Source organism: Paenibacillus pedocola (genome assembly GCF_031599675.1).
In the GTDB taxonomy this organism is placed as follows: domain Bacteria; phylum Bacillota; class Bacilli; order Paenibacillales; family Paenibacillaceae; genus Paenibacillus_AQ; species Paenibacillus_AQ pedocola.
In genome coordinates, this window is sequence record NZ_CP134223.1 from 3,818,177 (window position 1) to 3,838,276 (window position 20,100).

18 protein-coding genes are annotated in these 20,100 nt (G+C 51.0%); all 18 read right to left on the reverse strand.

All coding sequences use genetic code 11. The features are described from left to right. Positions 1-52: 52 nt before the first annotated feature. Positions 53-820, reverse strand: coding sequence for a DUF3388 domain-containing protein (locus QU597_RS16765; RefSeq protein WP_082451853.1), 768 nt, complete (start codon positions 818-820; stop codon positions 53-55). A 131-nt stretch (positions 821-951) separates the two neighbouring features. Next, positions 952-1,212, reverse strand: a complete 261-nt coding sequence (locus QU597_RS16770) for a DUF3243 domain-containing protein (protein WP_054941027.1) — start codon at positions 1,210-1,212, stop codon at positions 952-954. Positions 1,213-1,354: 142 nt separating this feature from the next. Then, the gene (ymfI, locus tag QU597_RS16775) at positions 1,355-2,122 is read right to left on the reverse strand and encodes an elongation factor P 5-aminopentanone reductase (RefSeq protein WP_310829049.1); all 768 of its coding nucleotides are present in this window, start codon (positions 2,120-2,122) and stop codon (positions 1,355-1,357) included. Then, a complete protein-coding gene (gene yfmH, locus QU597_RS16780) occupies positions 2,122-3,402 on the reverse strand; it encodes an EF-P 5-aminopentanol modification-associated protein YfmH (RefSeq protein WP_310829050.1) in 1,281 nt (426 codons plus the stop codon). Before yfmH ends, ymfI begins: the two co-directional genes overlap by 1 nt. A 2-nt stretch (positions 3,403-3,404) precedes the next feature. Next, positions 3,405-4,643: an EF-P 5-aminopentanol modification-associated protein YfmF gene (gene yfmF, locus QU597_RS16785; RefSeq protein ID WP_310833343.1), complete on the reverse strand. Its 1,239-nt coding sequence runs from the start codon at positions 4,641-4,643 to the stop codon at positions 3,405-3,407. A gap of 210 nt (positions 4,644-4,853) precedes the next feature. Continuing rightward, the gene (gene sleB / locus QU597_RS16790) at positions 4,854-5,708 is read right to left on the reverse strand and encodes a spore cortex-lytic enzyme (protein WP_310829051.1); all 855 of its coding nucleotides are present in this window, start codon (positions 5,706-5,708) and stop codon (positions 4,854-4,856) included. Positions 5,709-5,887: 179 nt separating this feature from the next. After that, the gene (locus QU597_RS16795; RefSeq protein WP_310829052.1) at positions 5,888-8,539 is read right to left on the reverse strand and encodes an FtsK/SpoIIIE family DNA translocase; all 2,652 of its coding nucleotides are present in this window, start codon (positions 8,537-8,539) and stop codon (positions 5,888-5,890) included. A gap of 89 nt (positions 8,540-8,628) precedes the next feature. Then, complete coding sequence (locus tag QU597_RS16800; protein WP_310829053.1) at positions 8,629-8,844, reverse strand: YlzJ-like family protein; 216 nt, start codon at positions 8,842-8,844, stop codon at positions 8,629-8,631. Next, complete coding sequence (locus QU597_RS16805) at positions 8,841-9,599, reverse strand: ClpP family protease (RefSeq protein ID WP_310833344.1); 759 nt, start codon at positions 9,597-9,599, stop codon at positions 8,841-8,843. The genes QU597_RS16800 and QU597_RS16805 overlap by 4 nt, the downstream gene beginning before the upstream one ends. A gap of 275 nt (positions 9,600-9,874) precedes the next feature. Continuing rightward, positions 9,875-11,554 (reverse strand): ribonuclease J, encoded by a 1,680-nt coding sequence (locus tag QU597_RS16810; protein ID WP_236330926.1) that lies wholly within the window; start codon positions 11,552-11,554, stop codon positions 9,875-9,877. A gap of 569 nt (positions 11,555-12,123) precedes the next feature. Continuing rightward, positions 12,124-12,999, reverse strand: coding sequence for a 4-hydroxy-tetrahydrodipicolinate synthase (gene dapA / locus QU597_RS16815; RefSeq protein WP_310829054.1), 876 nt, complete (start codon positions 12,997-12,999; stop codon positions 12,124-12,126). Positions 13,000-13,014: 15 nt separating this feature from the next. Next, positions 13,015-14,235 (reverse strand): aspartate kinase, encoded by a 1,221-nt coding sequence (dapG, locus tag QU597_RS16820; protein ID WP_236330933.1) that lies wholly within the window; start codon positions 14,233-14,235, stop codon positions 13,015-13,017. A 134-nt stretch (positions 14,236-14,369) separates the two neighbouring features. Beyond that, positions 14,370-15,263, reverse strand: coding sequence for a dipicolinate synthase subunit DpsA (gene dpsA / locus QU597_RS16825; RefSeq protein ID WP_310829055.1), 894 nt, complete (start codon positions 15,261-15,263; stop codon positions 14,370-14,372). A gap of 127 nt (positions 15,264-15,390) precedes the next feature. Beyond that, the gene (locus tag QU597_RS16830) at positions 15,391-15,987 is read right to left on the reverse strand and encodes a dipicolinate synthase subunit B (protein ID WP_054941035.1); all 597 of its coding nucleotides are present in this window, start codon (positions 15,985-15,987) and stop codon (positions 15,391-15,393) included. Beyond that, positions 15,988-16,884, reverse strand: coding sequence for a dipicolinate synthase subunit DpsA (gene dpsA, locus QU597_RS16835; protein ID WP_310829056.1), 897 nt, complete (start codon positions 16,882-16,884; stop codon positions 15,988-15,990). A gap of 263 nt (positions 16,885-17,147) precedes the next feature. Next, positions 17,148-17,594: a dUTP diphosphatase gene (gene dut, locus QU597_RS16840; protein ID WP_310829057.1), complete on the reverse strand. Its 447-nt coding sequence runs from the start codon at positions 17,592-17,594 to the stop codon at positions 17,148-17,150. Then, positions 17,572-18,837: a M16 family metallopeptidase gene (locus QU597_RS16845; protein ID WP_310829058.1), complete on the reverse strand. Its 1,266-nt coding sequence runs from the start codon at positions 18,835-18,837 to the stop codon at positions 17,572-17,574. The genes dut and QU597_RS16845 overlap by 23 nt, the downstream gene beginning before the upstream one ends. An 81-nt stretch (positions 18,838-18,918) precedes the next feature. Then, entirely contained in the window at positions 18,919-19,905 is a 987-nt protein-coding gene (locus QU597_RS16850) for a polysaccharide deacetylase family protein (RefSeq protein WP_310829059.1), read from the reverse strand. Positions 19,906-20,100: the final 195 nt, after the last annotated feature.

Consider the following 20,100-nt stretch of genomic DNA (forward strand, 5'->3'; position numbering starts at 1 on the left):
TGATGAGCTTCGTACAAAACTCACTCCGGAAGCACATGCTTAGTTTTTGAAGTTATAGATCATCACTGTAGCTCGTCGTAAACGAGTCGTACAATATCTCTTCCGCAGGGTTGTTGCGCAGCTCGATAATGATATCGAAGTCGTCAAAGGTATACTCGGATTCCCGTACAAAAATATCCGGATGCTCAATCACCTTCGTGCTCGGCATACCCATAACCTGCTGCAGCAGATTGTAATGCTTCTCGTTAGAGCGGATTGTGCTTACAATGCCGTCAATAATGAAGACATTATGCGGATTCATTTCATCCTCAGCCAGCTGGCTGCGCACAGTTTGACGCAAAAGGGTCGAAGATACAAATGTCCAGCGCTTCTGTGCGCAGACACTGCCGGCGATTATAGATTCTGTCTTACCTACACGCGGCATACCCCTTAGTCCTATAACCTGATTGCCTTCCCTTTTAAACAATTCGCCAAGGAAATCCACGAGCAGCCCCAGCTCATCCCGGGTAAAGCGGAATGTCTTGCGGTCATCCGAATCCCGGTCAATATATCGTCCATGACGGACGGCAAGCTTATCCACAAGACGTGGAGAACGCAGCGCCGTAACCGTAATATTATCCACTTTTTTGAGCATTTCACCCATCAGCATAATCTTTTCATCATCGCTTGTTTCAAGCAGCATTCCGCGGGTTTTGCCTTCCACACCGTTAATGGTCAGGATATTGACTTCCAGCATTCCGAGCATCGAAGCGATATCTCCAAGCAGACCGGGTCTGTTCTTATGTATCTTGTACTCCATATACCACTGTTTATATTCCACTGATTTGCACCTCATAGATTCCTTTTCCCGTCACGGGTCATGTTAATGATATATAAAATGAAAATGAAAGGCAAGGTCACTGCTGTAATAATTGCAGAAAAGCTCCCGCGAGGGGAGCTTGTTCCGCATGCCTATGCGTTTTTCTTCGCCAGCTTGACCATGAGCCCAGCAATGGTGTGCTTCTCATCGTCCGTACCGACATCCCACAGCTCTTTGATCGCACGGTTAGAGTAGTTGCCCGGATCGACTTTTTTGTCGAGGAATTCCCCGATTTCAAAAGCCAGCTTGGTGATGGTTTCATCGCTCATCCCCATTTTTTCAGCCTGAATGACCCGTTCACCCAAAAAGCTCTTCCATGTATCAAAGTTCTTCACTACGGTTTCTGTTGACATCTTAAATCCTCCTTCATGTTTACGGTCCGCCCGCCTGATTCAGGTGACAGCCGCCTTACGTGATGATTTAAAAGCAACAGTATTAATATGTCTCGTACGTATTCTTCTTATGCTGGAGCATTTCTCCAACCCAAGCCGGGTATTATGTAATCCAGCCGCCGTTCGGACTAATTACCTGACCCGTGATATAGCCGGATTCCGGAAGGGCAAGAAAATAAACAAGCGAAGCCACTTCCTCCGGTGAAGCCAGACGGCCAGCCGGGATTTCATCCTCCAGCATCCGCAGCTCATCTTCCTGCAGATTGTTCAGCATGGCTGTGTTGACTGCTCCGGGAGCCACAGCATTCACCGTTACCCCTGATGGAGCCAGCTCCTTGGCCAGCGCCTTCGTAAAAGCATTCACTCCGCCCTTACTGGCGGAATAAGCCACCTCACAGGAAGCGCCGGATATCCCCCAGACGGAGGATACATTGATAATCCGGCCGTACCGCTGGGAGATCATGTAGGGCATAAAGATCTGGCTGCACAAAAAAGTCCCCTTTAAGTTGACCGCCATAACCTCGTCCCATTCTTCCTCCGTCACATCAGCAAGCATGCCATAATGCGCCTTTCCGGCATTGTTGACTAGAATATCCGGAAGCATGCCGCTGCTTTCCAGCCTTTCAGCCATACGCAAAAGCTGGCTGCGGTCTTTCATGTCCGCAGCCACTGTCATTACCTTGGCTCCCAGCGCCAGACAGCGCCGGGCTACATCATTTGCCGCTTCATGCGAATGCATATAATGAATGACAATGTTCATCCCGACAGAAGCAAAGCGTTCAGCGATTGCTCCGCCGATCCCCCCGCTGCCCCCTGTAATGAGCACTGTCATTTCCCCTATAGGTTTGCTGCTCTCTCCCGGTAAGGCCATTAAGGACTCACCACAAGCGACACGGCAAGCTGTTCCCAGTCCACATGGTCATGCAGACGGGTATTGACCTCATCCAGCGTAATTGATTCATAGATTGGAAGCACTTCGAACAGGTCGCCGCCGCGGAACTGGTAACGTGTGAATTCGTGGGCAATACTCTCCGGTGAATTCAGCATCCGCAGATATCCGCCGATTTTCTTTTTGCGTGCCCGTTCAAAATCCTTCTCTGCAAATCCGGATTCAAGAACCGCATTGATTTCTTCTTTGATCCGCTCCAGGAGCAGACCGGGGTCTTTGGTATCTCCGCCAATCGCTGAGAAAGCATACTGCGGGGAACTGTTAAATTCATGCCCGAAGCTGTCGGAGATCAATTCTTCATCATACAGCTTCTGATATAGCGCTGTGCTGCTTCCAAGCAGCAGATCGAGCATCAATTTGGTAATCAGGTCACGCCGTACCGCCGCTTCCCCGGTCAAGCCTTCCACCTTTTCTTTAAATCCGAACAGGCATTTCGGCATGGACACTGCAAGCCGGCTTTCTTGATGCTTCTCCGCAACCTGGACGGGTTCTTCTTCGAAAATACGGGTGATTTCGCCCTGCTTATCGTAAGACTTGGCTGCCTGGTTGTTGCGGATTAGCTCAAACACCTGTTTAGGATCTACACCGCCAACAACGAAGAGCAGCATATTGCTGGGATGATAGAAGGAGTTGTAGCACGTATACAGGGTTTCTTTGGTGATGGTAGCTATCGAATCGATTGTACCGGCAATATCAATATGCACCGGATGTTTAGCATACATCGCTTCGATCAGACCGAAGTATACGCGCCAGTCCGGATTATCTGCGTACATATTGATTTCCTGGCCAATGATCCCCTTTTCCTTCTCCACATTTTCATCCGTGAAATAAGGGCGCTGCACGAAATCAACCAGCGTAGTGAGATTGGTTTCAATATTTTCGGTAGCCGAAAATAAATATACGGTCTGATCAAAGCTGGTAAAGGCGTTTGCCGATGCGCCATTAGAAGCAAATGTGGCAAAAATGTCGCCTTCCGGCTCCTCAAACATCTTATGCTCCAGGAAGTGGGCAATACCGTCAGGAACAGTTGTCTCTTCCCCGCCAGCCACTTTGAAATGGTTGTCTACCGAGCCGTATTTAGTTGCAAACGTGGCGTAGGTTTTTTTGAAGGCTGGCTTAGGAAGCACATAGACCTGCAGACCGTTATCCATAACCTCGTGATAAAGCGTTTCTTGCAGTTTATCGTAATGGATTTCTTTCACTGCTATTCCCCCTTCCCTGTCAGGAAATAAATCGTATCAAGCTGGAAGGTGTCGGCAGCCGCCTTCACTTCTTCCGCGCCGATGCCGTCCACCTCTGCAAGCAGCTCCTGGGCAGAACGGTCTTTTCCGGACAATTGGCGGTTGAAATCGAACGAGATCAGTTCAAATGCGGAGTCTTGAATTTCAGACAGCAGATTACGGATCATCGCCTTAGTCTGACTCAGCTCGAGGTCACTGATATTTCCTGCTTTCAGCTCATCGAGCTGCTTACGGATAATGTCAACGGCCTTCCCGTAATTTTGGGTTTCAATTCCCGACTGGATGGTACCGATGCCCTTATGCCCGTCATATCGGGACGAAGCATAATAGGCCAGACTCTCTTTCTCACGTACATTGACAAAGAGTTTGGAGTGCGGATAACCGCCCAGGATCCCGTTGTACATCAGTGCAGAAGCATATCTGTCGTCTTTGTAGGTAATTGAGGTACGAAGCCCCATGTTCAGCTTGCCTTGATTAACGTCCAGCTTCTCTTCCACCGTACGGACTTCCTGTACAGTAACCGGTTTAAAGTTAGAGGTATAAGATTCACTCTGCTTGTGGGCACGACCGAAATGGAGGTTAACCAGCTTCTCGACTTCTTCCGGCGTTGTATCCCCGACCACATATAAATCAAGAATCGCACCGTTTAACCACGCAGTATACGACTCATACAGGTTCTCTGGAGTGATTCCGTCAAGATCCGCTCTCTGTCCAAGCGGATGCAGACGGTAAGGCTCCTTATTGCACATTTCCTCAATGCAGCGCTCGGCGGCATAACGGATTTTGTCGTTTACGATCGCTTCCAGCTTCTTGCGCACGGTTTCCCGCTCTGTTGCAACATAGGAGGCACGGAAGCTTCCATTCTCCAGCAGCGGGCGGGTCAGCACCTCGCCGAGAAAAGCAAACGATTCACCAAGCAGACTCTCCTTGCTCTGCACAAACGAATCATTGATCGTATCCATCCGGAACTGGACAATCTGATAGTCCCCCCGTTTGTAGATGTCGAAACCGAATCCGGCTCCGTACAGCTCCTCCAGCCGCTCACGGAATTGTGTCGTTTCCGGATATGTAGCCGTACCTCTACGTAGGACAAAGGGGGCGAGTGCCGTTGATGTCACCGTGCTCTCGTCAAGCGGCACACCGGCATAGAGAGAGATGGCGAATGTCTTAAACGCCTTTGTCGGCAATACGTGGATACGCATACCGGCAGCGTTGCCATGTTGAAATCCATTATTTGTCAAGTCCAAAACTCCTTTACGGCGTGGATAGATGCTTTACAACAAGTTTATGAAGTATTATCCATTCTAAACCATTCCAAAGTAAGGAAGCAACCGGAAGAAAGCGTACCGGTTGCTCTTGGTCGGTTTATGCATTGTGAACAGCTAAGGGTGGGCCTGCATCTGCTTCAGTTCCTACATGCAGAAAATATGCTCTCCGATTGTTTTGACCTGCGGACGGGACCAGATCCATTTTGAGGTAGCCGTTTTAGGATTAAAATAATACAGGCATCCGCCGGAAGGGTCCCAGCCGTTAAGCGCCTGCTGAACTGCTTTACGGGCCTGCTCATTTGGTTCCAGATAGATTTGACCGTCAGCTACGGCCGTAAAGGCTCCAGGCTGGAAGATTACGCCGGAAGGCGTATTCGGAAAGCTAGGAGATTTCACCCGGTTCAGAATAACCGCAGCAACCGCCACCTGGCCTTCAAACGGTTCACCCCGGGATTCACCATATACAGCATTGGCCATAATCTTCAGGTCATTTTCGGATAAGCCCATCGTATTGCCTGAAGACAGCTCTGCTGTTGTATTCTTTTTACCGGAATCGGCTGCCGCTGTGTTGCTGTTGGCAGCATTCTTTTTAGCTGTAGTGGTTGAAGGCTCTGTCGGCTTCCAGGCTTTGGTGGCATTGTACAGCTTCAGCTTTGTTTTTGCCCCGACTACACCATCAGCTTTAATTCCAAATTTCCACTGGAACCAGGTAACCGCATTTTTCGTCTTTGTACCAAACTGGCTGTCTATCTTGCCTGCGTAATATCCCAGGTGCTTCAGTCTTCCTTGCAGTTCATAAACATCTTGGCCTGATGAGCCTACCTTCAGCGGGGTAGTTCCAAAGGCCGGAAGTACCTCTTCCTCAGAAACAGTCATAACAGATGCAGCTTGCTGGGGATTGGCATAAACGCCTTGATCCTTAAAGAATAACCCCGCAAACGGTGCGGCTGCCAGTGCCAGGGTCAGTAAGGCAAAAATCCACTGATTATGTTTTCTCATTGGGGTCGCTCTACCTTTCTCTTGTAAGTTCAACATGGATGGCTAAAGTTATTATGAGGACTGGGAGGACATCCTATGCATCAACTGGCCGGAACGGTAATTCTGCGGGTGAACAAATCTTCGCCACGCAGCAAAAAAGCACCCTTTCCGCAAAGGAAGGATGCTTTATCTAAAAACTGTTATGAGCTGATCCGGTTATGCTGATACTGTTCAAGTGACATCAGCACTTCACGCGGCTTGCTTCCCTCGTAAGGACCGATAACCGAACGGGCTTCCATGGCATCAATAAGACGGGCAGCACGGGTGTAGCCTACACGCATACGGCGCTGGAGCAAGGATACAGAGGCTTGCTTCGCTTCCAATACGATCTGAACCGCCTGTTCATACAATTCATCCTGCGGCTCCTGATCTTCTGAGATCATTTCATCCACCTCCGGAACAAGGGATTCGTCGTATTCGGCTTCTCCCTGGCTGCTGACGAACTGCACAATCGCTTCAACTTCCTGATCACTCATGAAGGCACCCTGTACCCGGACCGGCTTGGAGGCGCCCATCGGCAGGAAGAGCATATCGCCGCGTCCCAGCAGCTTCTCAGCACCCGGCATATCCAGAATCGTCCGTGAATCGACGTTCGAAGATACCCCGAAGGCAATCCGAGAAGGAATATTGGCTTTGATCAGACCTGTGATAACATCAACTGACGGCCGCTGAGTGGCAATGATCAGATGAATCCCTGCGGCACGCGCCATTTGCGCCAGCCGGCAGATGGCATCCTCTACATCGTTCGCCGCAACCATCATTAAATCGGCAAGCTCGTCCACAATTACGACGATATACGGCAGAATGGCAGCCGGGTTGTCCTTCATCAGATTGTTATAGCCTTCGACATTACGAGTCCCCGATTTGGAGAAGAGCTCATAACGTTTCTCCATCTCCACTACAATCTTCTTCAGGGCCAGACTTGCCCGCTTGGGATCCGTGACAACCGGGGCCAGCAGATGCGGAATACCGTTATATACATTAAGCTCAACCATCTTCGGGTCAACCATCAGGAACTTAACCTCATCCGGTTTAGCTTTATACAAAATACTGGTGATAATTCCATTAATACAGACGGATTTACCGGATCCTGTCGCACCCGCAACCAGTAGATGGGGCATCTTAGCGAGATTGCCGACGATCGTCTGACCGGAAATATCACGGCCGAAGGCAATCGACAAGCGCGATTCGGCATCCTGGAAAATTTGGGTCTCCATCACCTCACGCATCGTGACGATGGAGACTTCAGGGTTAGGCACCTCGATGCCGATCGCCGATTTGCCGGGAATCGGCGCTTCCATACGGATATCCTTGGCAGCAAGCGCAAGAGCGATATCATCGGTCAGGTTGACGATCCTGCTGACCTTCACACCGATGTCAGGCTGAATCTCGTACCGTGTAACAGCCGGTCCGCGCACCACTTCGAGCACCTTGGCCCGGACACCGAAACTTTCCAGTGTGGCTTCCAGCTTGCGGGCAGTCTGCATATAATCGTTCTGGTCACCCGCTTTACCGCCGCTGTTCGGTTTGGCAAGCAGCCGGAAAGGCGGAAGCTTATAGGGCTTGGGCGGCGGCGGAAGCGGCGGTGCCGGAACCGGTTCGCCACTCTCAGCCGTTGCAAGCAGCCCGTCAAGCTCAACAGTCACATCTTCCTCTAGAACCTCACCGGAAGCAGGCTGAACTGTTGCCGGACTTCCCTGCATCCCAGGACTCCGGCTACTGCTGCGGGCGGCCGGAGAGAATTCGCCCCATTCATCCCGTTCCTCTTCGCTTAAGCCTTCTGAACGGATATGTTCGAAGAAGTCACGGATAATAGGGGTAACCGGCTCCAGATCATCCTCCGGAAAATCGGGCCCGAGATCATCGGAATGAGCGTTTCTTCTGTCCGCTTCCAGTCCTGTAATAACCGGAAGACCAGGCGAACCTGAACCCGACAAAAGAATACCGGATGACTCGTCCTCCTGATTCTCTTCCCCGTGATTCTCAGTCCGGGAAGTCCCGCTAAGCCAGCCTCCGATTCTCTGGAAGAATAGCGGCTGGCTTCTTCTCGGCAGTGACGGCTCGTCCTCTTCATCATCCTCATCATCCGCAGGTGGCGGTAACGCTGCTCTGCCGGTTCTGGAAGAACGGGGCGGAACCGGAACCGCTGCGGGACGGTTAGCGGCCTTCAGCCTTATGCCCTCCACCAGCTTCACCGAACGGATCCGCAGCAGCGCAAACAGCTCGACATAGGAAAGATTCGTTACAAGCATGAAGCTGATTGCCAGCATCACGATCATGATCAGCTTAGCACCCAATGTCCCGAAGAGCCACAGCAGCGCCGCGAACTCCAGTGCCCCGATGTAGCCCCCGCTAATGTCCTTGCCCAGCATATAAACGCTGCTGTCGCTGGATCCAGGCTTCAGTGCCCCGGAAAGATCATTATGTATTTGTGACAATACATTGCCGGGATGCAGCATCGATATGGGTCCCAGCTTCTGCTGCATAGCTGAAATCGAGCTCATAAGGCATAACGACAGCACAAGCAGTACTGCACCTGTATAACGGCTGTTCCAGCCGGACGGCCATTTTCGGTGGATCATCACCATCAGACCATAAATAATGCCGAACAGCGGCAGCACAAAATAAAATCTGCCCAGCAGATATCCTGCCATACTGGACAAAGAACGCCCTACAGCCGCTTCGCCGGATAAGGCAATTACGGAAATCGTAATAAGCATAATACCGTAAATCTCATATTTTAAAACGCTGCCGAGCAGCGCTTTTTTCTTTTTCTTCTTTCGTTTAGCCACGCCAGCCACCCCCGGCAACATTATACCATATAATGGCGTGGCGTACCTATGTTCTCTTTTGTCAAAAAATACATCTTTTTGGTTATCGGTTATTTACTAAAATCTATAACTGTTCCAGGAGCAAAAGCCGGATCAAGATACTTCTCTAAGGGACAACCAAGCAGTCTTACAATCCGTGCCTGGCCGCTCTCAAGCTGCTCAACTTGCATTAACATTCCCTGAATGGTCACTTCCATCGTCGGCTGAGCAGTGCTGATAGCCCCCTCGAAAATCTGCTCCAGCGGCAGCACTGTGTACAAGGTCATTGAGTCAGCCCCCCCTGCATCAGCTCACCGGATACATTCGAAGCAGACGTGCCGGCAATCATAGTATTAAGATGGGCCAGGGCAGCCCCTATCCCGCCTACCTCATCCATTAAGCCGTATTTAACGGCATCATACCCACCAACTGCTGTACCGATATCGCGGTTAAGCTCACCGGTTTTGAACATCAGATCCTTAAATTGCTGTTCACTGATCCGGGAATGAGAGGTGACAAACCGGACCATCCGCTCCTGCATCCGCTCCATATACTCAAACGTCTGCGGTACACCGATCACCAGCCCGTTCATACGGATCGGATGAATTGTCATCGTGGCGCTCTCCGCAATGATCGAATAGCTTGAGGCTACAGCGATAGGCACACCGATGCTATGACCGCCGCCGATGACCACAGTTACAGTAGGCTTGGATAAAGAAGCTATCATCTCGGCAATTGCCAGCCCTGCCTCCACATCGCCCCCGACTGTATTGAGAATGATCAGAAGACCTTTGATGTTCTTGTTCTGCTCCGCCGCAACGAGCTGAGGAATGATATGCTCATATTTGGTGGTCTTATTATGCGGCGGCAGCACGAAATGCCCTTCAATCTGGCCGATAATTGTCATGCAGAAAATATCCGGCTCCCCGCTAGGGACCACCGTCTGCCCCAATTCTTTCAGTACCCCGACCGTTCCGGGAAGAATTGGTTCTTGAGAGGCAGGTTTTACCTCCTCCGGCTGAATTCCCTCGTTATTGCTCATATTTGATCCATACGTATATTCCAATGCAGCTCACCCTTTCCGCTTGCAGCTTCTAGCCGCTGCAGCCAGCCATACTAACTTTTCTTAGTATGACATTCTGAGGGACCCCCTTATGCAGACACCCCCGATAAAATGTCCGCCTGAACACCGTCTTGAATTAGCTGATTTCAATAATGTACCAAAAAGCCCCTCCGCCCCAGGAAACCGTCCAATATTTCCGGGGTAGAGGGGCTTGGAGGCCCTGCTTATTTATGTTTTGAGAAGAAGCAAGCTTCTTACACTTCCATGATAATTGGCAAAATCATCGGTCTGCGGCGTGTCTGTTCATACAGGAAACGGCCGAGCGAATCTTTTACGCTTGTTTTGAGCGAAGCCCATTCATTGACCTTCTCGCTCATCAGGCGCTGAAGCGTGCCGGAAACAATCCGGTTAGCTTCATCCAGGAGCCCTTCGGACTCACGGACATATACAAAGCCGCGGGAAATGATATCCGGTCCGGAGACAATGGCTCCGTTCTGCTTGCTCAGCGTTACAACAACCACGAGGATACCGTCCTGGGACAGCAGCTTACGGTCACGCAATACGATATTACCGACATCGCCTACACCCAGACCGTCGATCAGCACGTTGCCTGCTGTAACCTTACCGGCTCTGCGCGCTGCTCCGCCCTGAATTTCAACAATTTCACCAATTTCTGTGATGAAAATATTACTGGATTCTACCCCTACGGATTCTGCCAGCAGTGCATGTCTGCGCTGCATCCGGTATTCACCGTGGATCGGAATGAAGTATTTCGGCTTCATCAGGTTAAGCATCAGCTTGAGCTCTTCCTGGCTGCCGTGACCGGATACGTGAACACCGGAATTGGATCCGCTATAAATGACGTTGGCCCCTAGGCGGAACAGTTCATCAATTGTACGGCCGACATATTTCTCGTTGCCCGGAACCGGAGTTGCCGCAATGATAACAGTGTCGCCCGGCAGAATGTCCACCTTGCGGTGACTGGAGCGTGCCATGCGGGTAAGTGCCGACATCGGTTCGCCCTGGCTGCCTGTGCAAAGCACAACCACGCGGTTGCCAGCCATTCTGTTCATTTCTTCCGGTTCAATCAGCATGCCGTCCGGCACGTGCAAATATCCCAGCTCGGAAGCAATTGCGACAACATTCACCATACTGCGTCCGATTACTGTAATCTTGCGTCCAGTGGATTCAGCGGCGTTCACCACCTGCTGAATACGGTGTACGTTCGATGCAAAAGTAGCAACTACAACGCGCTGATCGGCTTTGCGGAAGATATCCTCCAGCACGATGCCGACATTTTTCTCTGATGGTGTGAAGCCCGGTTTCTCGGCATTGGTACTGTCGGACATAAGTGCAAGCACACCTTTTTGCCCGATTTCCGCCATCCGGTGCAGGTTAGCAAATTGACCGTTGACTGGTGTATGGTCAAATTTGAAGTCTCCTGTATGAACGACATTGCCTTCCGGTGTCTCGATGCATACGCCGACTGAGTCAGGAATACTGTGGTTGGTTCTGAAGAACGTAACCCGCAGGGAAGTTCCCAGTTCAATCTCAGAATCTTCATTGATCAGAATCCGCTTGGTTTCGCCAAGCAGATTGGCTTCCTTGAGCTTGTTATCAACAAGGCCCAATGTAAGTCTTGTCCCGTACACCGGAACATTCAAATTCTTCAGCACATACGAAAGACCGCCAATGTGATCTTCGTGTCCATGAGTGAGTACAATACCTCTTACTTTGTCACGGTTCTCCGTCAAGTACGAGATATCAGGGATAACAATATCAATACCGAGCATGTCCTCTTCCGGGAACTTCAGTCCCGCATCCACGACCACAATGTCGTTTCCGTATTGAACTACATACATGTTTTTCCCGATTTCTCCGACTCCGCCCAAAGCGAAAATCATCAATTTATCGTTGTTATTTTTTTTGGACAAATGAATCTAACCCTCCTATGATGTTGGACGTCATACTTTTATTTACAAATAATTAAGCTCCATATTTCAGCGGCGCTGAACACATAGTTCAAATTGCCGATAGCTTCCAAATCCACAGGGATATTCCGCCTAAGTCTGAAAAATTGCGCAATGCGAAAAATCCCGAAACCCGAGCAGTGAGTAGCTTCTTGAAACGGATATCACCCGTCAACCTTCACTGCCGCGCCCCTCGCGCGAAAAATCGGCAGCAATAGCACAGACTTATACAAGGACCTATCCTGTCTCACAATGTAAAAAAACATTGACGGAAGATTACCGCATATTTAATTAACCGCACCCAGTCACTTAAGAACATTATACATGATTTTTTTGGCAAAAGACAAGTCATCGGCTTCGTAACGTTATTCTTTCCTTAAAATACAGGCATTATTTGAGGAAAAGTTTGATCGGGGAATGAAGAAAAAGAGGCTTTGAGGTCATTTAGGTAACCTTAATTATTCATTACAAAAAACCGGCAATCCCTCCGGGATGCCGGTCTAATGCATAAGTTCTTGCTATACATACGAAGCCTAATTCAGCAGGGCCTCAATAAATGCGGCCTCTGCTTCATTCGGCCCCACCAGGGGGAGCCGCACAGAGCCTACATCGATTCCGCGCAGTCCGAGGGCGTATTTCACAGCAGCAGGGTTAGGCAGCGGCTGAGGACATTCAAACAGCCCCTTGAACACCGGAAACAGCTGACGGTGCTTCGCGCCTGCGCGCTGCACATCGCCGGAGAGAAAAGCATTAATCATCTCTGACATTTGCGCACCGATCACATGGCTGGCCACGCTGATAATACCATGTCCGCCGACGGCAAGTGTAGCCAGGCCTGCAGAATCATCACCGGAATACACATGAAAATCATCAGGACAAGATGTTGCGATCAGTGTAATCTGATCCACGGATACACATTCCTTCGTGGCAACGATATTCGGAATCTCAGCCAGCCTCAGCGTTGTTGCAGCGCTCATGCTAACACTTGTACGGCTGGGAACATTATAAAGAATACAGGGCAGCGAAGTATCCGCAGCAATTGCCGAGAAATGCTGATACAGCCCCTCCTGATTCGGTTTGTTGTAGTAAGGAACGACAAGAAGCACTCCGTCTACGCCGAGTTTCTCCGCTTCCTTCGTAAGATGTATGGAATGTCTGGTGCTATTGCTGCCCGTTCCGGCGATGATCTTACAGCGTCCGTCCGCTTTTTTCAGAACATAAGAGAACAGCTGCAGCTTCTCCTCTTCGGTTAAGGTGGGTGATTCCCCGGTCGTTCCGCAAACCACCAGTGCTTCGGATTTCTGCTCTTCAATCAAATAATCCACTAACCGGGAAGTTGCTTCCCAGTTGATTTCTCCATCCCCGTCAAAGGGTGTTACCATCGCAGTGATTAGTCTACCGAAATCCACTTTGAATTCCTCCTGTCAGCGGTGCAATTCAAATTTAGCATGCAGCGCACGCAGCGACTGCACCATATCTTCCTTCTTCACAAGAACCCAAATAGTGGTATTCGAATCTGCCGACTGCAGAATCTGAATATTTTGCGAGCTCAGTGCTTCAACGATCCGGGCCATGATTCCGGGCACACCGTTAATACCGCCGCCGATGACCGATACTTTGGCACAGCCGGACAGGCTTTTGGGCCGGAGTCCCAGCTCCTGGAGCGCAGCGATCGCCTGCTCTGATTTGTCGTCATTTACAGTATATAGTGCTTCCGACGGCGTTACATTGATAAAATCCACACTGATACCGCTGTCGGCCATACTCTTGAAAATCTGCAGCTGCACTCCCGTGCCGTTCCCATCAGGACATTCCACGGATATTTGCGTAATATTGCTTACATAGGCGATACCCGTCACAAAACGGTCTACAATGCCGTGGGAAACGTCACTGAACCCTTCAGGATGGGTGACCAGTGTTCCTTCCGCTTCGGAGAACGTAGAGCGCACACGGACCGGAACCTGGGCCTGCATGGCAATCTCCACGGCACGCGGATGAATGACCTTAGCCCCCTGGTATGCCATATTACAGATTTCAGTATAACTGACATAGGTCAGCGGCTTTGCATCTTCCACAATCCGCGGATCAGCCGTGAGAATTCCATCTACATCGGTATAAATATCGACCATATCCGCACGAAGTGCAGCTCCCAGGGCCGTAGCCGAGGTATCGCTGCCGCCTCTTCCAAGAGTTGTGAAATCCCCGGCTTCGGTCTGACCCTGAAACCCGGTTACTATTACTACTTTATGCTCACGCAGTTCCCGTAGAATCCGTTCTGTGCGCACATCCAGAATTCTTGCATTGCCGTAGCTGCTGTCAGTCAAAAAGCCCGCCTGAGCCCCTGTCAGCACGGTCGAACGGATGCCTTCCTGCTCCAGCAATCCGCATAGTGTAGTTGCAGAGATGATCTCTCCGCAGCACATCAGAAGGTCCTTTTCTCGGTCCGGCAGCGAATTTCCGTTCTGCACGGCCCAGTCCAGCAACGTGTCAGTAGCATAAGGTTCGCCTTTGCGACCCATGGCTGACACTACAACAACAAGGCTGAATCCGCTGGCAAGTTCCCGTTTGACATGGCGGATAACATGCTCTCTGGCCATCGGAGTGGAAAGTGAGGTACCGCCGAATTTTTGCACTAAAATACCCATTATATAATTCCTCCATTACTTCTCTAAGCAAGCACACTGATGATGCGCAGAAGAACTGTCTAAATCCAAAGAAACGGCTCTTGTTACGCCAGGTCTATACTTTGATACACAGAATAAACTGCCAACCTTACTATTTACAGCCGGTTATGCAAAGCCTCGTCCGATATTGACTGTACCAGTGCACTCCCTATAATCATTCCAGCTGTTCTCGGAGCAACAATACCCGGAAGTCCCAGTGCAGGGATGGCCTTGATCCCATGCTGCTCTGCATACCGGAAATCACATCCCCCGGGGGCAGAGGCCAAATCAATAATGATGCAATGCTTAGGGATTCTCGATAGCACCTCAGCTGTAAGGATCATACTCGGTATGGTATTAAAGATGAGATCAGCTTCCTTCACCTGCTCCAGCAGTGCATCAGTCCTAAAGGGCTTCCAGCCCATCTCCTCTGCGCGCGCGTATTGCTCCGGCTTGCTGACTCCCATCTTGACACGGGCTCCCAGTCCCTGCAGCGTTCTGGCCATCGTAAACCCGATTCTGCCCATGCCAAGCACCACCGAGCACGAACCATGAATGGTAAAATCGGTATTCTGAATGGCCACAACCAGCGCGCCTTCTGCGGTCGGAATAGAATTGTAGATTGCCACATCATCCCGGCTCAGCAATTCAACCAGTCTCAGCGAATGGCTGGCGCACAGGCTGCGCAAATAGTTTTTGGCTATACCAGTATACACCGTACAGCCTGTTGGCAGCGCTGCAAAATGTTCCTCCAGCAGCCGAATGGGGCCGGAAGAAAACGCCGCGGTCAGGTTCCCCTCTTCGTCACAGCCCGCCGCCGGCAGCACGAGTACATCCGCGCAGCCCAGCAGTTCCGGCGAGAGCGGCTCCAGCTTGACATCTGGAATAGGGGTTTCCCATTTTTCAAACCCGGCGGCATAGACGATAGCATCCATTTCGACACATTTGCGGATCACTTCAAGCTGTCTTGCGTCCCCGCCCAGGAACACGGTCCTGATGCCAGTCAGCATAGGGATGACGCTCCTCTCAAATTACCATTCCATTTCCGGGATTGCTGAAAAAAGTGTTGAACCGCCCCCAGAATGAGGACGGCAGATTGGAAGCCTATGATCAGGTCTGCTCTGGCAGACTTTCATGCTATGCTGAATGAAACCGTTCGATAATCATCGGCTGCAGCTGTTTGCCCTGCAGGGCAGCGTAGCAGGCCTCGGGAATGAGTTCCATGCGCGCTACAAGCGAATTGGGCTTGCCTTCGGGGTTATCCTGGCCGAACGGTACAAAATAAATATGTTTGGCTACCAGAAGCTTCGCAATATTCGCTGCGTTCAGGCCCAGACCGTCATTGGTGGAGATCGCCAGCACGAGCGGACGGCCATTACGCATCTGCGATTTGGCTGCCATCAGTACAGGGCTGTCAGTCATCGCATTAGCCAGTTTGCTCGTTGTATTCCCTGTGCAAGGAGCTATGGTGAGCACATCGAGCAGCTTGGATGGACCCAGCGGTTCCGCTTCAACAATTGTAGAAATGATATCATTCCCCGTTATATCTTTCAACTGTTTTAGCCAATTTTCCGATGTGCCGAAGCGTGTGTCCGTGTTCAGCACTGATGCCGAAACAATCGGCACCACATTGGCCCCTCCGTCCATAAACCGCTGAATCTGCGGCATCACCTCAGCAAACGTGCAGTGTGAGCCGGTGATGGCGTAACCTACTGTTTTTCCATGCCAATCCATTTATTGGTCCCCCTTGTTTAAAGTCTCCTCCGAGATCGACTGTACCAGCGCACTTCCCATAATCATCCCGGCACTTTTCGGGGCTACGATCCCTGGCAATCCGGGTGCAAGCATAGCCTTGATTCCCCGCTTCTCCGCATACCGGAAATCACAGCCGCCCGGAGCTGAGGCCAAATCAATAATGACGCAATGCTTAGGTATTCTGGAGAGCACCTGCGCCGTGATAATCATGCTCGGTATGGTATTAAAGATCAGGTCGGTATCCGTCACCTGCTGCAGCAGCTCACCGGTCATAAAGGGCTTCCAGCCCATCTCTTCCGCACGGGCATAGTGATCCTGCTTCCGCACACCCACTTTTACAGTAGAGCCTAATCCCTGCAATGCCCTTGCCATCGTAAATCCGGTCCGGCCCATGCCCAGCACCATCGATACGGAACCATGGATCGTAAAATCGGTATTCTGAATGGCCATGACTAGTGCGCCTTCCGCTGTCGGAATGGAATTATAGATCGCTACATCATCCCTGTTCAGCAGCTCTACGAGCTTCAAGGAATACTTAGCGCACAGACTGCGCAAATAACTTTTGGCCATACCGGTATATACGGTTGAGCCCTGCGGGAGTGCTGCAGCATGCTCATCCAGCAGCTGCAGGCGTCCGGTGGAGAACAGCGCGTTGATATTCCCTTCCTCGTCACATCCTACCGTAGGCAGCACCAGTACATCCGCACTGCTGAGCAGCTCGGGTGACAGCTGTGCCAGGTTCACCCCCGGGCTAGGGGCTTCCCATTTTTCGAATCCGGCGGCGCTTACCGTCGCATCCATTTCCACGCATTTTCGAATAACTTCAAGCTGTCTCGCGTCCCCGCCCAGGAACACGATCCTGATGCCAGTAAGCATAGGGATGACGCTCCTTTCCACATACACTATCGACTATAGAGCATCTTATGCCGGGTCCGGCGGATGGGTGATGAGCGGAGAATAATTCCTGGGCGAATATCCCGGGTAGCGTGCGGGAGGGCAAACCTAGAAGCTGCAGGATTGCCGGAGCAGATGTGTATGAAGGTACATCCGTCCGAAAATAAAAAAAGCTTGCGGATTGCGCCCGGTTTGGGGCGGATGATCCGCAAGCTTTTAGTATAAAAATTTAGAACTGCATCACTTTACTTCCCTGTATGACCAAAGCCGCCGGCACCACGCTCGGTTTCAGACAGCTCTTCAACTTCGACCAGTGTCACAGACGGAACAGCCTGGAAGACCATCTGGGCAATCCGCTCATTGCGGGCAATCGCAAAAGGCTCCTGACCCAGGTTAATCAGCAGTACCTTGATTTCCCCCCGGTAATCAGCATCGATGGTGCCCGGTGTGTTCAGGCAGGTGATGCCATGCTTAAAGGCCAGGCCGCTGCGCGGGCGGATTTGTGCCTCCAGCCCGTCCGGCATCGCCAGGGCGATTCCCGTAGGGATCAGTGCACGTTCACCCGGAGCAAGCACCACCTGCTCGGCTACAGAGGCATACAAATCATACCCGGATGCCTGCTCCGACATTTTGCGCGGCAGCAGCACATCCTCATTTCCCGGAAGCTTGTTAATTTGAACGTAATAAGACAAGATCATCTCTCCTAACATTGGCAATCGCTTTATCTGTGGAGCCGACCATCGCCAGTGCGAGAGGTTCAGCAAACATTTGATCCAGCAGCTGGTTCACATCATCCATCGTTACACGCCCGATTTTGTTGATCATGTCATCCAGTGTATCATGTCTTCCAAGCATCAGCTCGTTTTTACCGATCCGGTTCATCCGGCTGCTGGTGCTCTCCAGGCTTAGAATCAGACTGCCTTTGAGCTGCTCCTTGCCTTTTCTCAGCTCATCTTCGCTGATGCCCTTTACAGCAAGCTCATGCATCATTTCCTTGATCAGCTCCGTAACCTCTTTGGTCTGCTTCGGCGCTGTCCCCGCATACACGGTGAACAGGCCGCTGTCCGCCTGGGAGCTATGATAAGAATACACGGAGTAAGCCAGTCCGCGCTTCTCCCGGATCTCCTGGAACAGGCGTGAGCTCATGCCACCGCCAATAGCGTTGTTTAAGAGCACCATCGGATATTGCAGCGGTCCGCCGCTCTGAACTCCCGGCAGGGATATGCAGATGTGGTTCTGCTCCGTTTTTTTGCGGTGGAACAGCAGCTCTCCATGGAATTCAGGTGCTGTCAGCGCAGCAGCCTCGCCGTGATTGTCAAAAGAACCAAAATGACGCTCCAGCAGCCCGGTCAGGTTATCATCGATGTTGCCCGCTACGCTGATCACCGTATTTTCGATAGTATACTGAGCCTTCATATAGGCGCGCAGATCATCGGGCGTCATTGCCAGCAGGCGTTCCTTAAGACCAAGAATTGAATACGCAAGCGGGTGTTCCCCGTAAGCGGCTGCGCACATCAGGTCATGGACCAGATCGTCCGGCGTATCCTCGCACATGGAGATCTCCTCGAGGATAACATTCTTCTCCTTCGCCAATTCTTCGGCGTCCATGCGTGAACGGAAGAACATATCGGAGAGAACATCCACAGCAATCGGGAGATGCTCATCCAGCACTTTTGCGTAATAGCATGTATATTCCTTCGAGGTGAACGCATTGACGTTGCCGCCAATCGCATCAAACTGCTCGGCAATATCCTTGGCGCTGAAGCGGTCAGTGCCCTTAAACAGCATATGTTCAATAAAATGAGAAATCCCGTTATTCAAGGGGTTCTCATTGCGGGAGCCTGTTTTGACCCAGATTCCAAAGGAAACGGATCGGCCGGTGGGAATTTTCTCTGTCACCACTCGCAGGCCGTTTGATAATACGATTTTTTCCAATTCTAAGTCCTCCTGGCACAGCCTTGTTTCTGTCCTGTAGATTTGTTAAGCGCGACTCTAATCCTACCAGAAATTAACGACTCACTCAACTTCAGAGGGCATCAGCCGCTCAGCTGACAACGTCTGGCTGACTGTTCCAAGCTGCAGGCCCTTTGCTCTGATCGCCCGTATCATGCCCTTCAGTGCCTTGGAGGAAGATGCCGTCGGATGCATCAGTATCAGCGTTCCCGGCTCTGTCTTGGCACTTATCTTAGCAATTACTGATTCCGGGGAAGGATTCCGCCAATCGACCGTATCCAGCGTCCACAGCACTGTTTTCAGCCCCAGGGATGCAGCTATGTCCACCGTTTCCTGATCAAAATCGCCTGAAGGGGGAGCGAACCACTGATTCGTCACTCCCAGGCTCTCCTTGAGGAGGATTTGTGTCTTCTGGATCTCCGCTGCCGCCCGCGCCCGGCTTAATGTACTCATATTCGGATGAGTATAAGCATGATTCTCCATTTCGTGACCACGCTTCTGCATCTCTGCAGCCAGTTCTTTATTTTTACTGAGCCAGCTGCCATCCAGAAAAAAGGTCACCTTCACCTTTTCCTCATCCAAAATGTCCAGCATCGGTTCAATATACTGATTGCCCCAGGCCACGTTGATCATCAGCGAGACCATGGGTTTGGCCGGATTGCCCCGGTAGATCGGATGCGCCCCGAGATCATTTAAGGAGACCTTGGGCCGGATTTGGCGGTAAACCAGCTTAAGGCCGTCCCCCGGACCTTTTAGCAGTGCATTGCGGTACGTTGCTTCTACATCTACCTCCAGCCCGTTATAGCCCGGAATGGCTTTCCAAATGCGGTCTACAGTGGCATCTACAGGTGCTGCATTCAGCTTGGCTGCCTCGCTCTGAACCAGTAAACGCAGCTCTTCATTTTGTTCCTTGGGATGATTAGCCATTACGGCCAGTCCATCCTCCGGCTTAAGCTGGGCCAGCATTTCCTTCACGGGTCTGTATGTGCTGCCAATACCGATTACAACAGCAATACAGGCCAGCACAAGCGCTGCCTTGTCCGTCTTCATGACGTTTTTCCTCCCCGCGCACAGTTCGTACAGGACTCTTTGTCCCAGACTATGAATCACAGGAGAAAAATATGCTTCTTACCCGGCTTAAGCACACCAAAAAGAAACGGAATTACCGCCCTTTCCGGGAAGAAATCCGTTTCTGCAAATAATCTGAGAATATAACCTATTTAAAAAAAGAGCCAGACGCAAATG

What these genes read in the sequence shown, in the direction of transcription:
- QU597_RS16770 (WP_054941027.1), bottom strand. Translation starts at nt 1,212, where the DNA reads ATGTCAACAGAAACCGTAGTGAAGAACTTTGATACATGGAAGAGCTTT.
- ymfI (WP_310829049.1), bottom strand. Translation starts at nt 2,122, where the DNA reads ATGGCCTTACCGGGAGAGAGCAGCAAACCTATAGGGGAAATGACAGTG.
- yfmF (WP_310833343.1), bottom strand. Translation starts at nt 4,643, where the DNA reads ATGCGTATCCACGTATTGCCGACAAAGGCGTTTAAGACATTCGCCATC.
- sleB (WP_310829051.1), bottom strand. Translation starts at nt 5,708, where the DNA reads ATGAGAAAACATAATCAGTGGATTTTTGCCTTACTGACCCTGGCACTG.
- QU597_RS16800 (WP_310829053.1), bottom strand. Translation starts at nt 8,844, where the DNA reads ATGACCTTGTACACAGTGCTGCCGCTGGAGCAGATTTTCGAGGGGGCT.
- QU597_RS16805 (WP_310833344.1), bottom strand. Translation starts at nt 9,599, where the DNA reads ATGAGCAATAACGAGGGAATTCAGCCGGAGGAGGTAAAACCTGCCTCT.
- dapG (WP_236330933.1), bottom strand. Translation starts at nt 14,235, where the DNA reads ATGGGTATTTTAGTGCAAAAATTCGGCGGTACCTCACTTTCCACTCCG.
- dpsA (WP_310829055.1), bottom strand. Translation starts at nt 15,263, where the DNA reads ATGCTGACTGGCATCAGGACCGTGTTCCTGGGCGGGGACGCAAGACAG.
- QU597_RS16830 (WP_054941035.1), bottom strand. Translation starts at nt 15,987, where the DNA reads ATGGATTGGCATGGAAAAACAGTAGGTTACGCCATCACCGGCTCACAC.
- dpsA (WP_310829056.1), bottom strand. Translation starts at nt 16,884, where the DNA reads ATGCTTACTGGCATCAGGATCGTGTTCCTGGGCGGGGACGCGAGACAG.
- QU597_RS16850 (WP_310829059.1), bottom strand. Translation starts at nt 19,905, where the DNA reads ATGAAGACGGACAAGGCAGCGCTTGTGCTGGCCTGTATTGCTGTTGTA.